Genomic DNA, 18,212 nt, shown 5'->3' on the forward strand with positions numbered 1-18,212 from the left:
TGCGTGTGTGTACCTGGTTTGACCTGTCTGCCCACAGCTTGTGGGCAAAATCTGGGCACACGCCACCGCTGCGACGAGACTCCCTCGCCACGCCAAATGGGTCGCGGGTGACGGTGAGGTTGAACCCACCACTCTCGGACAGCGTGAGTAGACCCTGCCCCCTCAGGGCGTCGCGCCGGGCGCTGACGCCGCCGGGTTCGCTGCCCACGAGGCGAGCAGCCGCAGACGCTCCGCGGACGGCGAGCCAGGTTCTGCCGTGTAAATCAGGAGCACCTGTCCAGGTTCGGCGGTAATGGCCAGTTCCTCATACGCGAGCGTCAGGTCACCGACGACGGGGTGATGGAATCGTTTCGTGCCGGTGCCGTGAGTACGCACGTTGTGCGCGGCCCACAGCGTGCGGAAGAGGTCGCTCTGGGTGGACAGCTCCCCGACGAGGTCTTGGATCCCTTTGTCGTGGGGGTCGCGGCCGGCTTCGGCACGGATGACCGCGACGCACATCTCAGCGAACAGGTCCCAGTCGGGGTAGAAGTCGTGGGCAGCGGGATCGAGGAACTGGAACCGGGCGAAGTTCGGGACCCGTCCGCCCTCGCCGATCAGCGGGGAGTAGAAGGCCCGGCCGAGCTCGTTGAACCCGACGAGATCCTGTCGCTGATCACGGACGACGGCGATGGCGTCGGTCATCGCCGAGAGCGCCCACTGCAGGCTCGGTCGAGGGGGTCCGGGCCTGGCGGTTCGGCGACGATTCCGGCCCGACGAGGGGATCCCGTCGGCGCCGCGGGCGAGGTCGAGCAGGTGGGCGTGTTCCGCGTCGTTCAGTTGAAGCGCCCTTGAGATCGCGTCGAGGACGGATGCCGACGCTCCCGCGATTGAACCGCGCTCGAGCTTCGCGTAGTACTCCACGCTGACCCCGGCGAGCATCGCGACCTCGCTGCGGCGAAGTCCCGCGACACGTCGATTCGGTCCCGCAGCGATGCCTGCGGCATCCGGAGTGAGCCGCGCTCGGCGAGTCATCAGGAACTCGCGCACCTCTGCTCGGTTGTCCATGTCCACAGGCTATTCCCGACACGCCACGGGCAGACCCCCGGAAGGGTGCCCTGCGAGTACGCCCCTCGTCAGAGACTCCCGCGCACCGAGACTGGCGCGAAGACTGAGTGCATGCCCGCGACCATGCCACCTGACGGACGCCTCATCCGTCCGATGCTGCCGGCGCTTCTCCTGCTGCTGACCGTGTTCGGACCGATCTCGATGGATCTCTACCTGCCGGCCCTTCCTGCCCTCACCGTGGAACTGACCGCGACCACATCGGTCGCGCAGCTGACGGTCACCGCGTGCCTCATCGGACTCGCCGCCGGACAGCTGATCGCCGGACCGCTGTCCGACAGATTCGGGCGGCGCGGCATCCTGATCGTCGGAATCGTCGCCTACATCGTCACGTCCACGCTCTGCGCGCTCAGCCCGTCGGTCGAGCTGCTCATTCTGGCGCGACTCGTTCAGGGCCTCGCCGGTGGCGTCGGCATCGTGATCGCCACCGCAGCCGGACGCGACGTGTTCTCGGGCAGGGCGCTCATCCGCTTCTATGGGCGTCTCACGCTGATCGGCGGTTTCGCTGCGATCGTGGGTCCGCTGCTCGGCGGTCTGCTCACGACCTTCACGGATTGGCGCGGACTGTTCGTCTTCCTCGCAGTGATCGGCGTTGCGATCCTCCTCGTGACACTCCGCGTCTTCGGGGAGACGCTCCCGGCCGATCGACGGACCATCGGCGGGTTCGGACAGACTCTCCGCGACTACCGCACGCTCCTCTCCGATCGGATCTTCCTCGGAACCGTCCTGAACCAGGGATTCCTCTACGCGGCGCTGTTCGCCTATCTCGCAGGGTCGACCTTCGTGCTGCAGGACATCTATGGCCTTTCGCCGCAGTGGTACGCCGCCGCCTTCGGACTCAACTCGGCCGGCCACATGGTCTTCGGGTACCTCGCCGGTCGCAGCGCCGAAGGGTGGAGCATCCGCGGCACTCTCGCGATCGGGGTCGTCGTGACAGGGCTCGGCGCGATCGGCCTCCTCATCGCCGGCATCACGCCCATGCCGTTGTGGGTCGTGATCGTGGCCCTCTTCGCCTTATCCAGTGGGGTCGCGATGAGCGCGCCTCCGGCCACGACCCTCGCGATGCGTGACTATCCGCAGATGGCGGGCACCGCCTCCTCACTGCTGGGAATGGTCCGGTTCGGCTTCGGTGGAATCGCCGCGCCCTTCGTCGGTGTCGCCGGTGCGCTCAGCATCCTCCCCCTCGGCGTGACCACGACCATCTCGGTGCTGCTGGCCGCGGCATCCTGCTTGATTTTCATCCGACGCAGGGGAACGGATGCCGCGGCCGCCGTCGCTGCCTCGCCCTCCCTGCACACACCCGATGAGCCTCGACAAGAAAGGGCACCACGATGCGTGGAGTCAACATGTACGCCCCCGGCGACGTCCGAGTGGAGCACCGCGACGATCCGGTGATCCTCGAACCGACTGATGCGATCATCCGCCTCACGGCTTCGTGCATCTGCGGGTCCGACCTCTGGCCCTACCGCGGTGCAGAGCCGCTGTTCGCAACCCCGCAGCCGATGGGTCACGAGTACGTCGGCGTCGTCACCGAGATCGGTGCCGACGTGAAGAACGTCGGTGTCGGCGACTTCGTCGTCGGGTCGTTCGTCGCGTCCGACAACACCTGCGAGATCTGCCAGGCCGGGTACCAGTCCCGGTGCGTGCACAACGTGATGATGGGCGCGATCGGCACCCAGTCCGAGTTCGCGCGCATCCCCCTGGCCGACGGGACTCTGGTCACCACGCCCGGTCAGCCGGACCCTGAGCTGATCCCCTCGCTGCTCGCGGCATCCGATGTTCTGGGCACCGGCTGGTTCGCGGCCGTCGCCGCCGAGGCCGGCCCAGGCAAGACGGTCGCCGTCGTCGGCGATGGCGCTGTCGGCCTCCTCGGCATCCTCGCCGCACGGGAGCTCGGCGCGGAGCGGATCATCGCGATGTCCCGGCACGCCGACCGGCAGGCTCTCGCTCGGGAGTTCGGCGCGACCGAGATCGTCGAGGAGCGCGGCGACGAAGGCGTGGCGAGGATCAAGGAGCTGACCAACGGGCTCGGCGCGCACTCCGTGATCGAGGCCGTCGGCACGCAGGAATCGATGGAGCAGGCGATCCGCGCCACCCGTCCGGGCGGCCACATCGGCTACGTCGGCGTCGCCCACGACGTCAGCCTCGACGGACTGGAGCTGTTCTTCTCCGGGGTGCAGCTGCACGGCGGCCCGGCTCCGGTACGCCGGTTCCTGCCCGAGCTGATCCAGCTCATCTGGGACCGCAAGATCGACCCCGGCGTGGTGTTCGATCTCACCCTCCCGCTCGAGGATGCCGCGGAAGGCTACAAGGCGATGGATAAGCGCCGGGCCACCAAAGTGCTGCTCACCCTTTGATGCGCCGGAGGTCTTCCATGCCACGACGCGCCCTTCCGACGCTGGGCACGGCAATCCTGCTGATTGCTCTCGCCAGCTGTGCGACTCCTGCCGTGGTTCCGGCCCGATCGGCCACGAGCACGCCGGCGGAGCCAGCGCCCACCGCGTCTTCGACGACAGCTCCCGCGGGGGAGCAGATCGTCGGAACCGTCCTTCGCTTCACCTCGCAACGCACGAGCGTGGACGTCACCATCGGAGAGGACAACCCGACGGTGCGCGACCTCCTTTCGCTGCTGCCGATGGAAGTGTCTATCGAGGAGTTCAACGGACGAGAGAAGATCGCCTACCCCGCCCGCCAGCTGGAGACCGCGGGTTCACCCGGATCCGACCCGGAGAACGGCGACCTCATCTACTTCTCGCCGTGGGGCAACCTCGGCTTCTACTGCAACGCCGACGGCATCGGCTTCTCCGACGACACCATCCACATCGGGACGAACAACGCCACCCCAGACCAGCTCGCGCTCCTCGAGGGTGCCGTCACGATCGAGATCCTCGACTGAGCCATCACCCTCACAACGCGGCAGCGCGAGGCGGCGTCCGTGGTCAGGTGTCGATCACGGCGCCGGCGCCGGCGCCTTGCTGAGTTCGATGAGCTGCTCCAGGGAGTCGACAGGGAGGGCTCCGTTGGTGAAGACGAGGAACTGCTGCATCGGCATCGACTCGACCATTTTCAGCGCGTCCGGGTTCTGCGCTGCTTGCTCCGCCTGCTCCGGCGTCATCGACGCTTGAAGGCCCGCCATGAGCGCTGGGCCGACGACCGGGTGGCTGAACCAGTCACCCACGGTGGAGTCCATTGTCAGTTCACGGATGACCGCGTCGCCGGCAAGGGTGACAGTCTGCTCCTCGAGCACCGTGGAGGCGTCGGCGCACACTTGCACTGTGTACTCACCGGCAGGGACGACAAAGCGGCCCAACTCGATGTCCCAGTAGGCGAACGCGCGACGGTCCAGGTCGAATTCCACCTGCCGGCTCTCGCCTGGCTGCAGAGTCACCTTCGCGAAGGCGCGAAGTTCCCGCTGGGGACGGCGGACGGGACCGGTGGTGGTCGCCACGTAGATCTGCACAACGTGCTTTCCCGCACGGTCGCCACTATTGGTGACGGTGACTCGGGCGCGCACACTGTCGGAACCGGTGACAGTGCTCAGTACGTCCGTGGTCTCGAATGTCGTATAGGACAGGCCGTGTCCGAAGGGGTATCGGACCGGGACACCGGCGGTGGTGTAGTACCGGTAGCCGACGAAGATGCCTTCGCTGTAACGCACGTGACCTTGCTCGCCGGGGAAGTTCAGCCAGCTGGGGTTGTCTTCCAGGCGCAGCGGGATGGTCTCTGCGAGATGGCCGGATGGGTTGACGACTCCGAACAGGACGTCCGCGATCGCACCGCCACCGGCCTGGCCGAGAAGCCACCCCTCCACGATGGCGTCGACGTTGTCGTGCCACCCCTCGAGCGTGACAACTCCGCCGTTGGAAAGCACTACTACGGTGGGGGTGCCGCTGGCTGCGACAGCGTGGATCAGCTCGACTTGCTCGTCGGGCAACTGCAGGCTGGTGCGGTCGAAGCCCTCGGACTCCTCACGGTCGCTGAGGCCGGCGAAGACGATGGCGACGTCGGCGGTCAGCGCCGCCGCGACAGCTTCGGCACGCAGAGACGCGTTCTGACCGCTCGAAGGGTCCGTGTCGTCCAGCGCGTATCCCTGCGCCGACACCACGGTGGAACCCTGGTCCGCGGCGAGGGTGCGGATCTCATCGAGCGTCACGTCCGTGCGAGTCGGGTTGATGTGTGAACTGCCGCCGCCCTGGAATCGGGGCTGGGTGGCGAACGCGCCGATCACCGCGATCGACGACCCTGAAGAAAGCGGAAGGATGCCTCTGTTCTTCAGCAGGACGACGGAGTCGGCGGCGACATCGCGGGCCACCCGGTGGTGTGCATCGGTGTCGAGGTCGTCGGTGGCAGCGTGAGGCAGTTCGGTCAGGGCGAGGACCCGCCGGACGGACTCGTCGACGATCGACTCATCCAACTGACCGTTGTGCACCGCGTCGACGATTTCTGCGTCGGTGGTGCCGTTGCTGCCCGGCATCTCCAGGTCCATGCCGGCCCGTACGCTGTCCACTCGGTTGCTGACGGCACCCCAGTCGGAGACGACGGCGCCGGTGAATCCCCAGTCGCCGCGCAGGACGTCGGTGAGGAGCCAGCGGTTGCGTGACGCGTAGACCCCGTTGACCTTGTTGTACGAGCACATCACCGTGGCGGGACCCGCCTCGGTGACGACGCGTTCGAAGGCGGGCAGATAGATTTCGCGCAACGTGCGCTCGTCCACGTCTGCGCTGACGCGCATCCGCTCGGTCTCCTGGTTGTTGGCGGCGAAGTGCTTCACTGACGCGCCCGGGCCCGCTGCCTGCAGTGCGTTGACGTGGGCTGCGCCGAGGACGCCGGAGAGGTAGGGGTCTTCGGAGTAGTACTCGAAGTTTCGGCCGCACAGCGGGGATCGCTTGATGTTCACCCCGGGTCCGAGGACGACGGCGACACCGAAGGCGACACCCTCCTCACCGACGGCGGTGCCCACCCGTGCGGCCATGTCGGGGTCCCAGCTGGAGCCGACCGCGACTGCCGGAGGAAAGCAGGTCGAGGGGAGGCTGTCGTCGATCCCGAGGTGGTCGGCGTCACCTGCCTGGCGACGGATTCCGTGCGGACCATCGGTGAGGACGAGCGACGGGATTCCGGCCTCCTCCAGCGACTTGGTGGACCAGAAGTCCCGCCCGGACAGCAGCGACGCCTTCTGCTCGAGGGTCAGGTGAGAGATGTCGGTGGTCATGCGGTGACTCCTTCGGAGAGGCCGGCGAGTGCAGAAGCGAGGTCATCGCGGAGTTCGTCGGACGCGCCGGGGACGTATTCGAGCATGGTGTTCACCGACATGAACGCGGCCTCCGGGGCAGACCCGTCCAGCGGGACACCGGGGAAATGGCGAGCAAAGGCATCGGTGAACGCCCTCCAGGCGGCCGCGTCGTCGGACAGCTCCTTGAGGGTGGAGTCGAGTGTGAAGCTCCGAGCACCACCCGCAGCGGAAACGTGGTAGGTCCATTCGTGCGTGCCGGCGGCGATCTCGTTCACCTCGCCCTCGGGGTGCAGCGGCAGAGCAACTTCGGCCGTGGTGCCCTCAGGGATGGTCACTCGCACCGTCATGGTCTGCTCGGTCAGCGACCAAGAGATCATCACGTCACCGTGCGTGGTGATGTGACGCAGTTGTGAGGAGGTCAGGTTCCCGCCGGGAGCGGGGGCGATCCGCATCCGCTTGTACCCCGGTTCGACAGCAGTAAGCCCGCCGATGGTGCGGTGCATCCAGTCCACGACCGCGCCGAGGGCGTAGTGATTCAGAGAGGTCATCCCGGACGGGTTGATCGTCCCATCCGGGCGGATCGAATCCCACCGCTCCCAGATAGTGGTCGCCCCCATGGTGACCGGATACAGGAACGACGGGCATCCCGTCTCCAGCAGCAGCAAGTACGCCTCGTCCAGGTGTCCGGTGCGCGAAAGCGCGTCGGTGACCAGCGGTGTGCCGGCGAACCCGGTGGAAATCCGGTACCCGGCCTTCGCCACAAGACGCGCCAGCAAGTCGCCGGCGTGCTCGCGCTGCCGTTCGTCGAGGATGTCAAATGCGATGGCCAGGGCGTAGCCGGTGACCGTTTCCCCCGCGACACGACCCTTCTCCGTCACGTACTCCGCACAAAACGCCGCCCGGACCCGCTCGGCGACGGCAGCGAACTCGGCCGCGTCATCCTCGTGGCCGAGGATACGCGCCGTCGCTGCCATCTCCTGCGTGGTCTTACAGAGGTACGCCGAGGCGACGAGGTGGCGGTCGGTCTTGCCGCCGGCGGGGTTGTCGATCGGCGCGTCCGGGTCGAGCCAGTCCCCGTACTGGAAGCCCGCGCTCCACAGCCCATCACGGTCCAGAAGAGCCGCGACCTGGCGGATGAACATCGCCATCGACTCGTAGGCATCGGCGAGGATCTTCGGATCCCCGTATTCGCGGTACAGCGCCCACGGGAGGCTGACCGCGACGTCGCTCCACAGCGCGGTCGGCGACGAAGGAGTGGACAGCACGTCCGGGACGACCCAGGGCACGAATCCCGTCGCCTTCTGCTCGACCGCCAGGTCTTGAAGCCAGGAACCGAGGACACCGCGGACGTCGTATAGGAATGCGGCGGTGGGCGCGAACGCGTTGATGTCGCCCGTCCACCCGAGGCGCTCATCGCGTTGTGGGCAGTCGGTGGGAACGCCGACGAAGTTGTCGCGCATCGACCACACGGCGTTGGAGTGCAGCTGGTTCAGCAGCGGGTTGGACGTTTCCAGCCACCCGGTACGTCGCATATCGGAATGGGTCACGACCGCGCGGATCTGGCTGGGATCGAGTTCACCGGGCCACCCGTCGACCTCCACGTACCGGAAGCCGTGGAACGTGAACCGCGGCTCCCACGTCTCAGCACCGTCGCCGCGGGCGATGTATTGATCGGTGGCTTTCGCGGTGCGGATCGTCTCCACGTCGATCTCGCCGCCGGTCATCACTTCCGCGTGCCGCAGGGTGATGATTGTTCCCGCATCGGCGGTCACGGTGAAACGCACCCGGCCGGAGATGTTCTGCCCGAAGTCCACCACCGTCTTGCCGGTCGGTGTGGTGATGACCTCCACTGGAGCGAGCTCCTGCACCCTACGGATCGGCTCGGCGGGAGTATCGGTGAGCGTATCGAGGGGCCAGTCGACGATCTCGACGGCGCCCCATTCGGAGTCATCGAAACCGGCAGCATCCCAGCCGTCCGGCTCGAGGCGGGCGTCGTAGGTCTCGCCGTCGTAGATGCTGTTGCTTCGGACGCCGCCGCTTGCGGCGCGGAAGTCGGTGTCGCTTGCGATGATCTGCGTGTGGTCCGGATATTCGAGGACCAGCTCGGCGAACAGCGCGGGACGGTCCGCGTAGTGGTTGCGCTTGTTCTCCCACCCCAGCCGGCCCAGCGCCCATCCTTCACCCACGATCGCGCCGAGCACATTGCCTCCGACGACCAGGTTGTCGGTCACGTCGTGTTCTGAGACCACGAGGCGATGCCGATACGACGTCCACCCAGGGCTGAGTACCTCGTCGCCGATGACAGCGCCGTTCAGGTGGGCTTCGACAACACCGAGCGCCGTGACGCGGAGGGTTGCGCACGTCGGCAGACGATCCAGCCGGAACTCCCGCCGCACGTACGCGGCCGGCTCGTTCTCGGCACCGGTAGCCGTTGTCGGTGTGATGAAACGGCCGGTAGGACGTTGTGACATGAAGCTTCTCCTGGCGGGCTGGGGTGGGTCAGCGGACGGAGCGGATGCGGAGGATGACGAGCCCGCCGAGGAGCACGAAGGCGGCGGCGATGATGAACAGCAGCGAGTAGTTCTTGTCTGCGCCGGTGACTCCGATGAGGAGGATGCCGGAGGCGATGAACGGGGCGGCTGCCTGCGGGATGGATGTCGCGAATCCCGTGATGCCCATGAAACGTCCGGCATCCGTCTGCTTCTCGGGCAGCACGTCGAGCAGGAGGGCCATGTCCACGGCGGCGAACAGGCCGATCCCGAGCGAGACGATCAGTGAACCTGCGAAGAGGAACGGCAGGTCGGACGACAGAGCCATCGTCACCATGCCGACGGCCATGATGGCGCCGCCGATGACGAGGAAGACCTTGCGGCGACGGAAGCGGTCGGACATGAATCCGCCGCCGAGCGCGCCCGCCGTGGTGGCGAGCACGCCGATGCCGCCGAGCGTGCCGATCACGGCGGAGACCTCGGTGATGGAGATGCCGAGTCGGTCGGCGAAGAAGAACGCCGTGAAGGTCGTGTTCAGCGTCAGACCGAAGTAGAAGAAGAACCGGCCGAGCCAGTTCCAGGAGAAGTCGGGGTACTTGCGAGGGTTGTAGACGTACTTGCGAAGCACCCCCGCGGCGCCGATGCGCTCCAGCGCAAGGCCGCGACTGTCATCCTCATGTACGAGGGTCACGAACAGGGTGACGAGCACGACACCGACCAGGCCCGGGACGAGGAAGAGGAGCAGGGCGTTGCCGGTGAGGCCCATCGTTGCGATGACGCCGATCACCGGGGCGACCTGCGTCGCGAACCCGGTCAGGCCCGCGACCTTGCCGCGCTGGGCTTCCGGGAGACGGTCGGCGGTCGAGTTCTGCAGGTTGCCGAGAACGGTCCCCCAGCCCCACTGCGCGAGGATCCAGCCCACTCCGAGCAGTAGCACCGACGGCGCTACTGCCATGACGATCAGCGAGAGGACGCCGACGATCATGCCGCCGATCATGAAGGGCCGCCGGCGGCCGAGCCGGCTGCGGGTGCGGTCGCTCCAGATCCCCATGAATGGGGCGGTCAGCATCACCCAGAGGGCCCCGGCACCGGTGATGTAACCGAGGTACTCCTCATTTGCGGGTGCCAGTTCTCCGAGCCGGACCGCGAGGGAGATGGCGATGGGGGTGATGAACGCCGTGAAGACGCCGAACTGCGCCAGCACCATGAACCAGATGTACCGGGCGTTGACGGGCGGCAGATCCTCAGCGGGCGCGGATTCCGCGACGAGCACGGCCGGATCGACCGGGGGCACGGGGATGGTCGCGGGCATGGGGACAACGATCGGCTCGTCGTGGCTCGGGGTGGTCACAGCAGGACTCCATCGTCAAGGTGGTACTAGCACGCGCTAGCTAGAGCGATAGTACATACTGGGACTAGCGCGCGCAAGCGAAAGGACCTCCGTGACTCTGCAGGACGCATCAGCAAGACGCGTGACGGCGGCTGACATCGCTCGCTCACTCGGCATATCGAGGGCGACCGTCGGCTTCGTGTTGAACGAGACGCCGGGTCAGACCATCTCTGCAGCCACCCGAGACCGCGTGCTCGCGGAGGCCAAGCGCCTGGGCTATCGGCCGAATAGCGCCGCGCGCGCTCTGGCGAGCGGGCACAGCCGGATCATCCTCCTGGTGCTGCCGGAATGGCCCCTTGACTTCAGCATGCGAGCGCATCTCGACGAAGCGTCGCTCGCCCTCGACGAAGCCGGCTACTCACTCGTCACCATGACTCCTCACCCTGGCGGACATGCTCTCCCCCTCTGGGAAACCCTCCGACCAGACGTCGTGATGGGCATGATGCCGTTCTCCGCCGAGCAGCTCGAGCGCATTCGGGCCAGCGGGGTCGCACACATCATCCCCGACGCCAGCGCAGAAGAGGTCTCACGCGAGGAGCAGCTCGGGTTTGCTGGGGGGCCGCGCCTGCAGGTCGCGCACCTCGTCGATCGAGGTCGCCGTCGCCTCGCCTTCGCTGGATCACCTGATCACCGCATCGCCGATCTCGTCCAGCAGCGACGCGCGCTCGCACGGGAGAGTGCAATCGACCTCGCCGGCGCACCACTGCGTGCTGACGAGGACGTGACAGAAACGTCCGTCGCCCGAACGATCTCTGACTGGGTCGACGCCGGGATCGATGGAGTGGTGGCGTACAACGACGACATTGCGGCGCTCGTCACGGGTGCGGCTCTTCGTGCCGGCGTCCGCGTTCCCGACACCCTGGCGATCGTGGGACACGATGACACCCCGATAGCGAAGCTCTTCGTGCCGTCCCTCTCAAGCGTGCGTATCGACAGCGCCGGTCTCGGCAGGTACATGGCGCAGCTCGCGCTCAGCGCCGCCACCGGCTCGGCCGCACCGGCGGCCGGACCGGAATCCGACGCCGTGCTCGTAATCCGGGAGACAACCTAACGATTCGCGGCCTTCACACGCGAGGCGGGCGCCCACCTGCCCAAGCAGAGGCCCGTCAGCGGACCCTCCCGCGAATCAATGCTCGCCTCGCGGTTTCAGGACGGAGCGGGCACCAACACGTCCATGGCACGGCCGAAAAACTCGCGCCCGATGTGGGCGACGGAATCAAGGTTTAGTACCCCTCCGTCTCCACTCAGCGAAGCACGGTCGAACTGCGCGGACGCCGCCCCGAGCGACACTCGTCGATCAAATGCGTACCTGTATACCGAACGAGTGCAGCAATATGTTCACCGCTCATCGTGGGACTGCCGCGGCTTTCAACGAGGAAGCGTAAGAAATGTGGGCATTCGTGGGCAGAGCGCAACCAGAAAATGCCGTCTATCAGGGCTTTTTACTGCGGAGACGGAGGGATTTGAACCCTCGGTCCCCGTGAGGGGACTCCACCTTAGCAGGGTGGTGCACTAGGCCGAACTATGCGACGTCTCCAGGCATCCGCTCGCGAAACGCGCGAATGCACCCGGCAATCATAACCCGGACGCCGGCCACCTCACGCACCGGCTGTGGAAGGCGCCGGGCGTCACCGGCACGTCGCCGCCTTGTCGATCATGCCCTGCGAGGGGTACCCGTATGCCTGCACGCCGTTGCCGACGGCGGTGTGGCCCATGCTGATCGCCCACGCCGTCGCCCACTCCTCGTTGGCGTCCGCGCTCTCCCAGTCGAACTTGGTGTGGCACTTCGCGGTGATGGCGTGTCCGACTTCGTGCGCCACGAGTGCCCGGGCGTCGGCGGCGGGCCACCATTCCGCCACCGAGTTCGACAGGGTGATCGTCGAGAAGCCCCCGCGCGCGGTGTCCCAGCTCGCGAGTCCGCCGATGCCCGCGGCGCCGCCCATACCGTTGACCACGGGCGCCCAGTCGAAGTCCAGCACCACACCCCCTGAGATCGACCGCGCGAATGCCTCGATCTCGAGCCTCGTCGCCGACAGCGGCCCCGCCTTCTCGGCGAGCTCGGCGGCGTTCGACTCCGTCAGCTGCCGGAGCCGGTGAGCGTAGGTCGAAACGGCGAGCGCAGCCTGCGATCCGACGTCGGTCTGCGTGACGACTTCGCTCGCCGCGTCACGGAAGTCGAGGACGGCTGTGCTGCGTGCCGAGACGTTCCGCTGCTCTATCGATCGCGCCGCCTTCTCCACCGACCCGTACAGTGCGAGCGCGGACTCCAGCAGGACCGTGTCCGCAGACTCGACCGCCGCCTCCGCGACAGCCATCTCGTCGACGAGAGCTGCGGCGGCCTCACCGCGCTGTTCGAGCTCCGCGGTCGCCTCCCACATCTGCCAGGTCCAGAACGGGTCGTCGATGTCGCCCTCGTCGTAACCTGCGTCGACGAGCGCCGCCGCGGCGTCGACGGAGTCGGATGCAGCGGACGCGGCCGCATCGAGCGCGTCCCGGGTCGTCGCGTCCACGAGCGGGTCCGCCGCATCCGCGACGATCTGCTCGGCCGAGACGACGGACGCGGCAACGGCGCTGCGGGTCGCGTCCAGCGACCACCAGGAGTCCGTGGCGGCCTCGACCGCGGCCGCCATGCTCGTGCTCGACGCCTCGAACGAGTTCACGGCCTCGACATGCACGTACACCGCGCCGGCGATGACGGCTACGGCACTCGCCGCGCCGATGGTCCACGCCAGCACGGCGCGGCGGGACGTGCGACCTCGCGGAGCCGCATCGTCGGCGAACGGTTCCTGCTCGGCCTCGGGCGTCGGATCGTCCGCGGCCTCGAGGTCGTCCGGGCTGGGGGCGGTCGACGGTTCCACCTCTGAACTCTAGGTGGTGTCTGAGGCCGCCCTGACACACGGCGTTCACCGTGGGGAGAAGCCCCCGACCACGCCACGTCGGACCGCGTCACCCGTTCGTCACGGCAACCAAGGTCACGTCATGGCAACCGCCGACCACGACTTGCCTTTTGCGACCACATCCGCCCCGTGCGCGGTAGTCTCCCCGTGCCACCGCGGGGGCGGTTGCGGAGAGGATCGGCGACATGGCGAACGTCCTGTTCTGTCCCGTCACCTTCAACCTGGCGGAGACGACCCGGATGATCCAGGTCGCGCGTGCCCTGCACCCGAGCCATCGCCCTGTGTTCATGGGCTACGAGGACGAGTACCTCTCGCTCATCGTCGACGCCGGTTTCGAGTACCGGGCATGCTCGCCGTCCTGGTCCCAGGCCGAGCGGGACCAGGCGATCGCCTTCGATCAGGGCAGAGCCGTGCGCACTCCCTTCACGAACCGACTCGTTGCCGCCCGTGTCGACGTCGAGCGACGGATGATCCGTGAACTGCGCGCCCCGGTCGTGGTGACGGGATCGAATCTCACCTCGTACATCTCTGCCCGGGCGGAGAAGGCGCCGCTGTTCTATCCCGTCCCCTTCGCACTCACCCTGGCGCAGGTGGAGCAGACCCGGCGCATGGAGTTCGTGCGCGGCAGCGGATGGGCCGCCCGCACCGCCGACCGGGTCGCGACATCCGCCTTCCGCTGGATCTACACGCGCGCGCCGCTCGCTCCCCGAGCGTTCGCGAAGGTCGCGAAGGCCAACGGCGTGCCACCGCTGCGCACCGTCGCGTCGCTGCTCACCGCGGATCGGAACCTGCTCACCGAGATGGCGTGGGAGCTGGACGGCTTCCGCCTTCCTCCGGGGTTCGAGCGGGTCGGGCCGATCTTCGCCCACGTCGACGCCCCGATCCCGCCGGTCGTCGCAGAGCTCGCGGCCGCATCGGAGCCGCTCGTCTACCTGGGGCTCGGCTCGTCGGCGAGCCGGGCCCTCGCCCTCGATGCCGCACGGGCGCTGGGCTCACTGCCCGTCAACGTCGTGGCACCCATCCGCCACTACCTCCAGCCGGGCGATTCCGTGCCCGACAACGTCCACGTGACCGACCTGCTCCCGGCACACAAGCTGGGCGGGCTCGTGGACGCCGCGATCCTTCACGGCGGGCAGGGCACGGTCCAGACGGCGTGCGCGACGGGAGTGCCCTTCGTGGGCATGGGACTGCAACCCGAGCAGACCTGGCACGTGCGTGCATGCGAGCGCCGCGGAAATGCGATCGCCGTCTCCCCCAAGCACGTGTCGAAACCGGAGTTCGTCGACGCGGTGCAGCGCGCGCTCACGGATCCCGGAATGCGGACCGCTGCCGCGGAAGTGCAGCAGGCCTACGCCCTCGAGGACGGTGCTGCCGTCGTGGCCCGCCTCATCGAGACCGAGATCGCGCGCTCAGCAGCCGCTGCCTGACACCGCAGTCCGGACGGGCTCTCCGTCCGTCCGGACTGCGGCAGCGTCACGCGCGGATCACCCGCACGATGCCGCACCGTACGGCGCGACGACCGTCGCGGTCACGTCCGGCGATCCGACGACGCCGGCCACCACGGTGACCTCGCCGGCGGCCACCCCGACCGCTCGGGTGGTGAACACCGACGTCGCCTTCTTCCCCGCCGCGACGGAGGCGACGGTGCTGGATCCGTAGGCGCCGGTCAGCGAGAGGCGAACGGGCGCATCGTGCCCGTTCGTCACGGCAACCGCGATCACGACCTTGCCCGCGACGCAGCGCGTCGTCGCGGCGGCGGTCACGTCGAGGGCCGGCGCGACCTCCGCCACGAAGTCGAACGTGTACTCCCTCTCCGTCCCGTCCACGGCCGTGACGGTGACGGATGCCTCACCCTCCGGCCCCTCAGGCTGGACGGTCTCGACCGAGGCATCGCGATCGACCGGCACCGCCGCGACGACGGGCGCGGCATCCCCCCGCCACGGCACCTCGTACGAGGTCGTCCCGGGAGCGAAGCCGGCGAGGTCGACGCCGTCCAGGGTCACCCGGGCGAGGTCGGCCACACCCGAGGTCGACGCCGCGGCGGCGAAGATCTCGACCTCCGACACGATCATGTGCGTCGCGTCGCGCGCGGTGAGGACCAGTCGCACGTCGTCGGCCGCCACTCCCCCGAGCGGCACGTCGACGATCGGCGCGGTGCCGTCGGCGGGCACCGGCACGGGAACGGTGGCACCGGCCGCCCACGCGCCCGCTCCCACCCGCGTCTCGACGCGCATCGACTGCGGCCAGCTGTTGCTCGAGCCGTCCTTGTAGAAGTACGCGGTCACGTGCGACACGGTCTCGCGCTGGGCGAGGTCGTACGTCAGCGTGTCCTGCAGGTTCTTCGTGCCCGACCGCCAGTTCGACCAGCCCTTGTCGGTGCGCAGGCCGTTCTTCGTGCGATCGACAGAGTACGACGCGCTCTCCGTGAAGGTCGCCGACGCGGCGCTCTGCGCAGCGACATTTCCCTCATCGGCCTCCGTCACGATCACCGCCAGGCGGGCGGGCAGCGAACCGCCCGAGCCGTCCGACGCCGTGCCCTGCACCGTCACGACGCCGGTCGCGGCGAATGACGCGTCGGTCACGCCCGACCAGTCCCACTCGACGTCGAGGGCGAACCGCTGCGGCGCGGTCCCGACCTGTCCGGGGACGGATGCCGGAGCCGACGCCTGCACGCGCGCCAGGCTCGCTCCCGCGAACGTGGTGACGGAGACCGGATCTGTGGCCGCGAACGAGCCCACGACGACGACGGCCTCGGCCTCGAACGGGGCTCCGAAGACGTCCACGCCCGAACCCGGGACGGTCACCGTGCCCGCCGTGCTCCAGTCGGCGCCGGACGTGTCCCATGCCACCGATGCAGCCCGCTCGACGCCGCCGTCGTAGACGACGGTGACCTGGCCGGGAAGCGCAGGCGCGACGCCGACGCGGGTCGCCGCCTCGACGACCGTCACGTCCCGGATGCCGGTGCCGGCGATCGTCCACCTCTGGTTGCCGCCGTTGTTGGAGGTCCACGTGCCGACGCCCGCGCCGTCGGCGGAGCTCTGACCGTTCACGTCGAGCACCCGCTCGGCGGCCGCGCTCAGGAGCGAGAACGTCTTGCCGTCGGTCGTCGACAGCACCCACTGGAGGGACTCGTCGGATGCCGCGGCCGCCGGGTCGCGGTCGACGAGGACAGTGCTCGTGCCCGACACGCCGAGCAGGCGCCCGTCGCCGTTCTCCAGCGCGAAGCGGTGCCGATCGGTGCCCCCGCCGGACAGCGTGTGCACGGTCCAGCCCTGCGGACGCGCGGTCGCGGCGGTGGTGCCGCCGGCGCGGATCGCGAGCCCGGCCGGGTCGGCGGTCAGCGCCTTGCCGCTCTGCACGCCGAACAGCTGATACGTCTTGCCGTCCTCGAGAGCCGGCGCCTCGGCCGAGACACCGGAGACGCCCTCGACCACGAGCGTCGTCACCGACTTCGCGGGCACGCTCACGACGGCGGTGCGGGTCGCGGCATCCACCATCACCGACTCGCCCTCGACGAGCGCGTTCGCCGTGACGTCGTCGGCCGGGGACTGCGTCGTCACGACGGGAGTGACCGTCGCACCGGGCGCGATCTCGCCGAAGCCCGACAGGTCCAGCGTGATGTCACGCGCGGTCGACTCGGTGTTCACGTGGACGAGGGTCAGGCCGTCGCGGTCCTCCTGGAGCGCAGCGGTGGTCTGGGCGTTGTCGGTGGGGATGAGCGCGTCGCCGGGACGGATGTAGTGCGTGAAGTTGCGGACCGTGTTGTACTTCGCGTTCGTCTGCACCCGGCACGACGGGTCGGCCTCGCCGTCGGCGATGCGCCGCACCGAGTCGCCGTTCTCGTCGCAGTCGAAGTCGATGAAGACGCTGCCCCAGTTGAGGTCCTCGACCTTCTCCATGTTGTAGAGGTCCTCGACCGGCTGCCAGAACACCCACGCGCTCGGCTCGAGCTCGCGCAGGTCGTCGACGATGCGGCCGGCCATGCCGAGGCCGTTCTCGATGTTGGTGAGGTTGAACCCGGTGCCGTCCCAGTCGCCTTCGACCTCGCTCATCCACAGGGGCTTGTCCGACGCCTTGGCGATGTCGCGGGCGACGAGACGGTCGCCGGTGCCGTAGGTGTGGACGTTGAGCTGGTCGACGATGTCCTTCGACTCCTGGGTCCACGCGTTCCAGTTCTGCGTGAAGATGCTCGGGTTCGTCTCGTCCATGGCCGAGATCGCGACGTCGGTCGCGGCATCCGGCTCGCTCAATCGGGATTCGAGCGCCTTGATCATCAGGTCCTGGCGCTGCGGTCCGATGTGAGCGCCCTCCTGACGGCTCGCGGTCGTCGGCCACCCGTCGGTGCCGATCCGCGTGGACCAGTACGACGTGTTGGGCTCGTTGAACGGGTCGAGAGTGTCGAACTCGATGCCGTGCTCGGCCTCGAGCTCCTCGACGACGGTCACGAGGTAGTCGGCGAAGTCGTCCATGTCGTCGGCGGCGAGCTGCTCGGTGCTGCCGTTGTCGATCCCGCCCGACACGTAGCCGCTCTCGGTGAGGAAGTACGGCGGCGAGTTGCTGAACGCCTCCCACTTCGTGACCTTGTCCTTGAGGGCGTCGATCCACCAGCGCTGCGTCGCGTCGGCGTCGAAGTCGTAGTGCGCAGGGTCGTCACCGTCCCACGCCGCCTCGTATCGGGCCCGGTCGGCGTACTCGGAGGTCACGACCCCCTCCGCGTCGGAGACTCCGAGGTCGGGGTTCCACCATCCCTCGACGGCGCCGCCCGGTCGCAGGTACGACGGCACGTCCGTCGCATTGCCGCCGCCGATGTTGTAGCGCGCGATGTTGAGGTTCAGCCCCTCGTCGCCGAACACCTTGTCGAACAGCGCCTGCCGCACGTCGTCGGGGTAGCCGCCCGTCGCGTTCGCGAACCACACGAGGCTCGTCCCCCATCCCTCGAAGGGCTCCGAGGCGTACGCAGGATTGGGTGTGATCCGCACCGGGATGCCGGCGGCCTGGGCCGGCGCGGAGAACGCCGCGAGCGCCGACCCGGCGAGGGCGAACACGGCGGTGGCGGTGAGGATTCGGGGGGCTGACTTCATCGTCGTTCCGTTCTGGGGAGGCGC

The 18,212-nt window shown here is 68.2% G+C and carries 11 protein-coding genes and 1 tRNA gene; 5 read left to right on the plus strand and 7 right to left on the minus strand.

The window, feature by feature from the left end; all coding sequences use genetic code 11:
- Positions 1 to 162: 162 nt before the first annotated feature.
- Entirely contained in the window at positions 163 to 1,044 is an 882-nt protein-coding gene (locus EER34_RS04185; protein WP_127473287.1) for a helix-turn-helix domain-containing protein, read from the minus strand.
- Positions 1,045 to 1,155: 111 nt separating this feature from the next.
- Between EER34_RS04185 and EER34_RS04190 the strand changes: the two genes are divergently transcribed.
- From EER34_RS04190 to EER34_RS17910, 3 genes are read left to right on the plus strand one after another with little or no spacing between them, the layout of a single operon-like run.
- Entirely contained in the window at positions 1,156 to 2,496 is a 1,341-nt protein-coding gene (locus tag EER34_RS04190) for a multidrug effflux MFS transporter (RefSeq protein WP_127473288.1), read from the plus strand.
- Positions 2,433 to 3,458: a zinc-dependent alcohol dehydrogenase family protein gene (locus EER34_RS04195; protein WP_127473289.1), complete on the plus strand. Its 1,026-nt coding sequence runs from the start codon at positions 2,433 to 2,435 to the stop codon at positions 3,456 to 3,458. The genes EER34_RS04190 and EER34_RS04195 overlap by 64 nt, the downstream gene beginning before the upstream one ends.
- Positions 3,459 to 3,475: 17 nt before the next feature.
- Positions 3,476 to 3,997 (plus strand): cyclophilin-like fold protein, encoded by a 522-nt coding sequence (locus EER34_RS17910; protein ID WP_276317242.1) that lies wholly within the window; start codon positions 3,476 to 3,478, stop codon positions 3,995 to 3,997.
- 54 nt (positions 3,998 to 4,051) lie between these two features.
- Here EER34_RS17910 and EER34_RS04205 read toward each other — a convergent pair whose 3' ends face one another.
- From EER34_RS04205 to EER34_RS04215, 3 genes are read right to left on the minus strand one after another with little or no spacing between them, the layout of a single operon-like run.
- The gene (locus EER34_RS04205) at positions 4,052 to 6,310 is read right to left on the minus strand and encodes a glycoside hydrolase family 3 C-terminal domain-containing protein (RefSeq protein WP_127473291.1); all 2,259 of its coding nucleotides are present in this window, start codon (positions 6,308 to 6,310) and stop codon (positions 4,052 to 4,054) included.
- Positions 6,307 to 8,802 carry an alpha-L-rhamnosidase gene (locus EER34_RS04210; RefSeq protein WP_127473292.1) on the minus strand — a complete coding sequence of 832 codons (2,496 nt, stop codon included), beginning with the start codon at positions 8,800 to 8,802 and terminating at the stop codon, positions 6,307 to 6,309. Before EER34_RS04210 ends, EER34_RS04205 begins: the two co-directional genes overlap by 4 nt.
- Positions 8,803 to 8,830: 28 nt before the next feature.
- Positions 8,831 to 10,132: an MFS transporter gene (locus tag EER34_RS04215; protein ID WP_127473293.1), complete on the minus strand. Its 1,302-nt coding sequence runs from the start codon at positions 10,130 to 10,132 to the stop codon at positions 8,831 to 8,833.
- 217 nt (positions 10,133 to 10,349) lie between these two features.
- On the opposite strand from EER34_RS04215, the gene EER34_RS04220 reads away from it, so the two are divergent.
- A complete protein-coding gene (locus EER34_RS04220; protein ID WP_240642110.1) occupies positions 10,350 to 11,261 on the plus strand; it encodes a LacI family DNA-binding transcriptional regulator in 912 nt (303 codons plus the stop codon).
- 397 nt (positions 11,262 to 11,658) lie between these two features.
- Here EER34_RS04220 and EER34_RS04225 read toward each other — a convergent pair.
- Both EER34_RS04225 and EER34_RS04230 read right to left on the minus strand, forming a co-directional pair.
- A tRNA-Ser gene (locus tag EER34_RS04225) sits at positions 11,659 to 11,747 on the minus strand.
- A 91-nt stretch (positions 11,748 to 11,838) separates the two neighbouring features.
- Positions 11,839 to 13,068: a hypothetical protein gene (locus tag EER34_RS04230; protein WP_127473295.1), complete on the minus strand. Its 1,230-nt coding sequence runs from the start codon at positions 13,066 to 13,068 to the stop codon at positions 11,839 to 11,841.
- A gap of 224 nt (positions 13,069 to 13,292) precedes the next feature.
- Between EER34_RS04230 and EER34_RS04235 the strand changes: the two genes are divergently transcribed.
- Positions 13,293 to 14,534, plus strand: coding sequence for a glycosyltransferase (locus EER34_RS04235; RefSeq protein WP_127473296.1), 1,242 nt, complete (start codon positions 13,293 to 13,295; stop codon positions 14,532 to 14,534).
- Between the two features lie 57 nt (positions 14,535 to 14,591).
- Here EER34_RS04235 and EER34_RS04240 read toward each other — a convergent pair whose 3' ends face one another.
- The gene (locus tag EER34_RS04240; RefSeq protein ID WP_127473297.1) at positions 14,592 to 18,188 is read right to left on the minus strand and encodes a glycoside hydrolase; all 3,597 of its coding nucleotides are present in this window, start codon (positions 18,186 to 18,188) and stop codon (positions 14,592 to 14,594) included.
- Positions 18,189 to 18,212 lie beyond the last annotated feature (24 nt).

Origin of the sequence: Microbacterium sulfonylureivorans (genome assembly GCF_003999995.1) — a bacterium.
GTDB classification, from domain to species: Bacteria; Actinomycetota; Actinomycetes; order Actinomycetales; family Microbacteriaceae; genus Microbacterium; species Microbacterium sulfonylureivorans.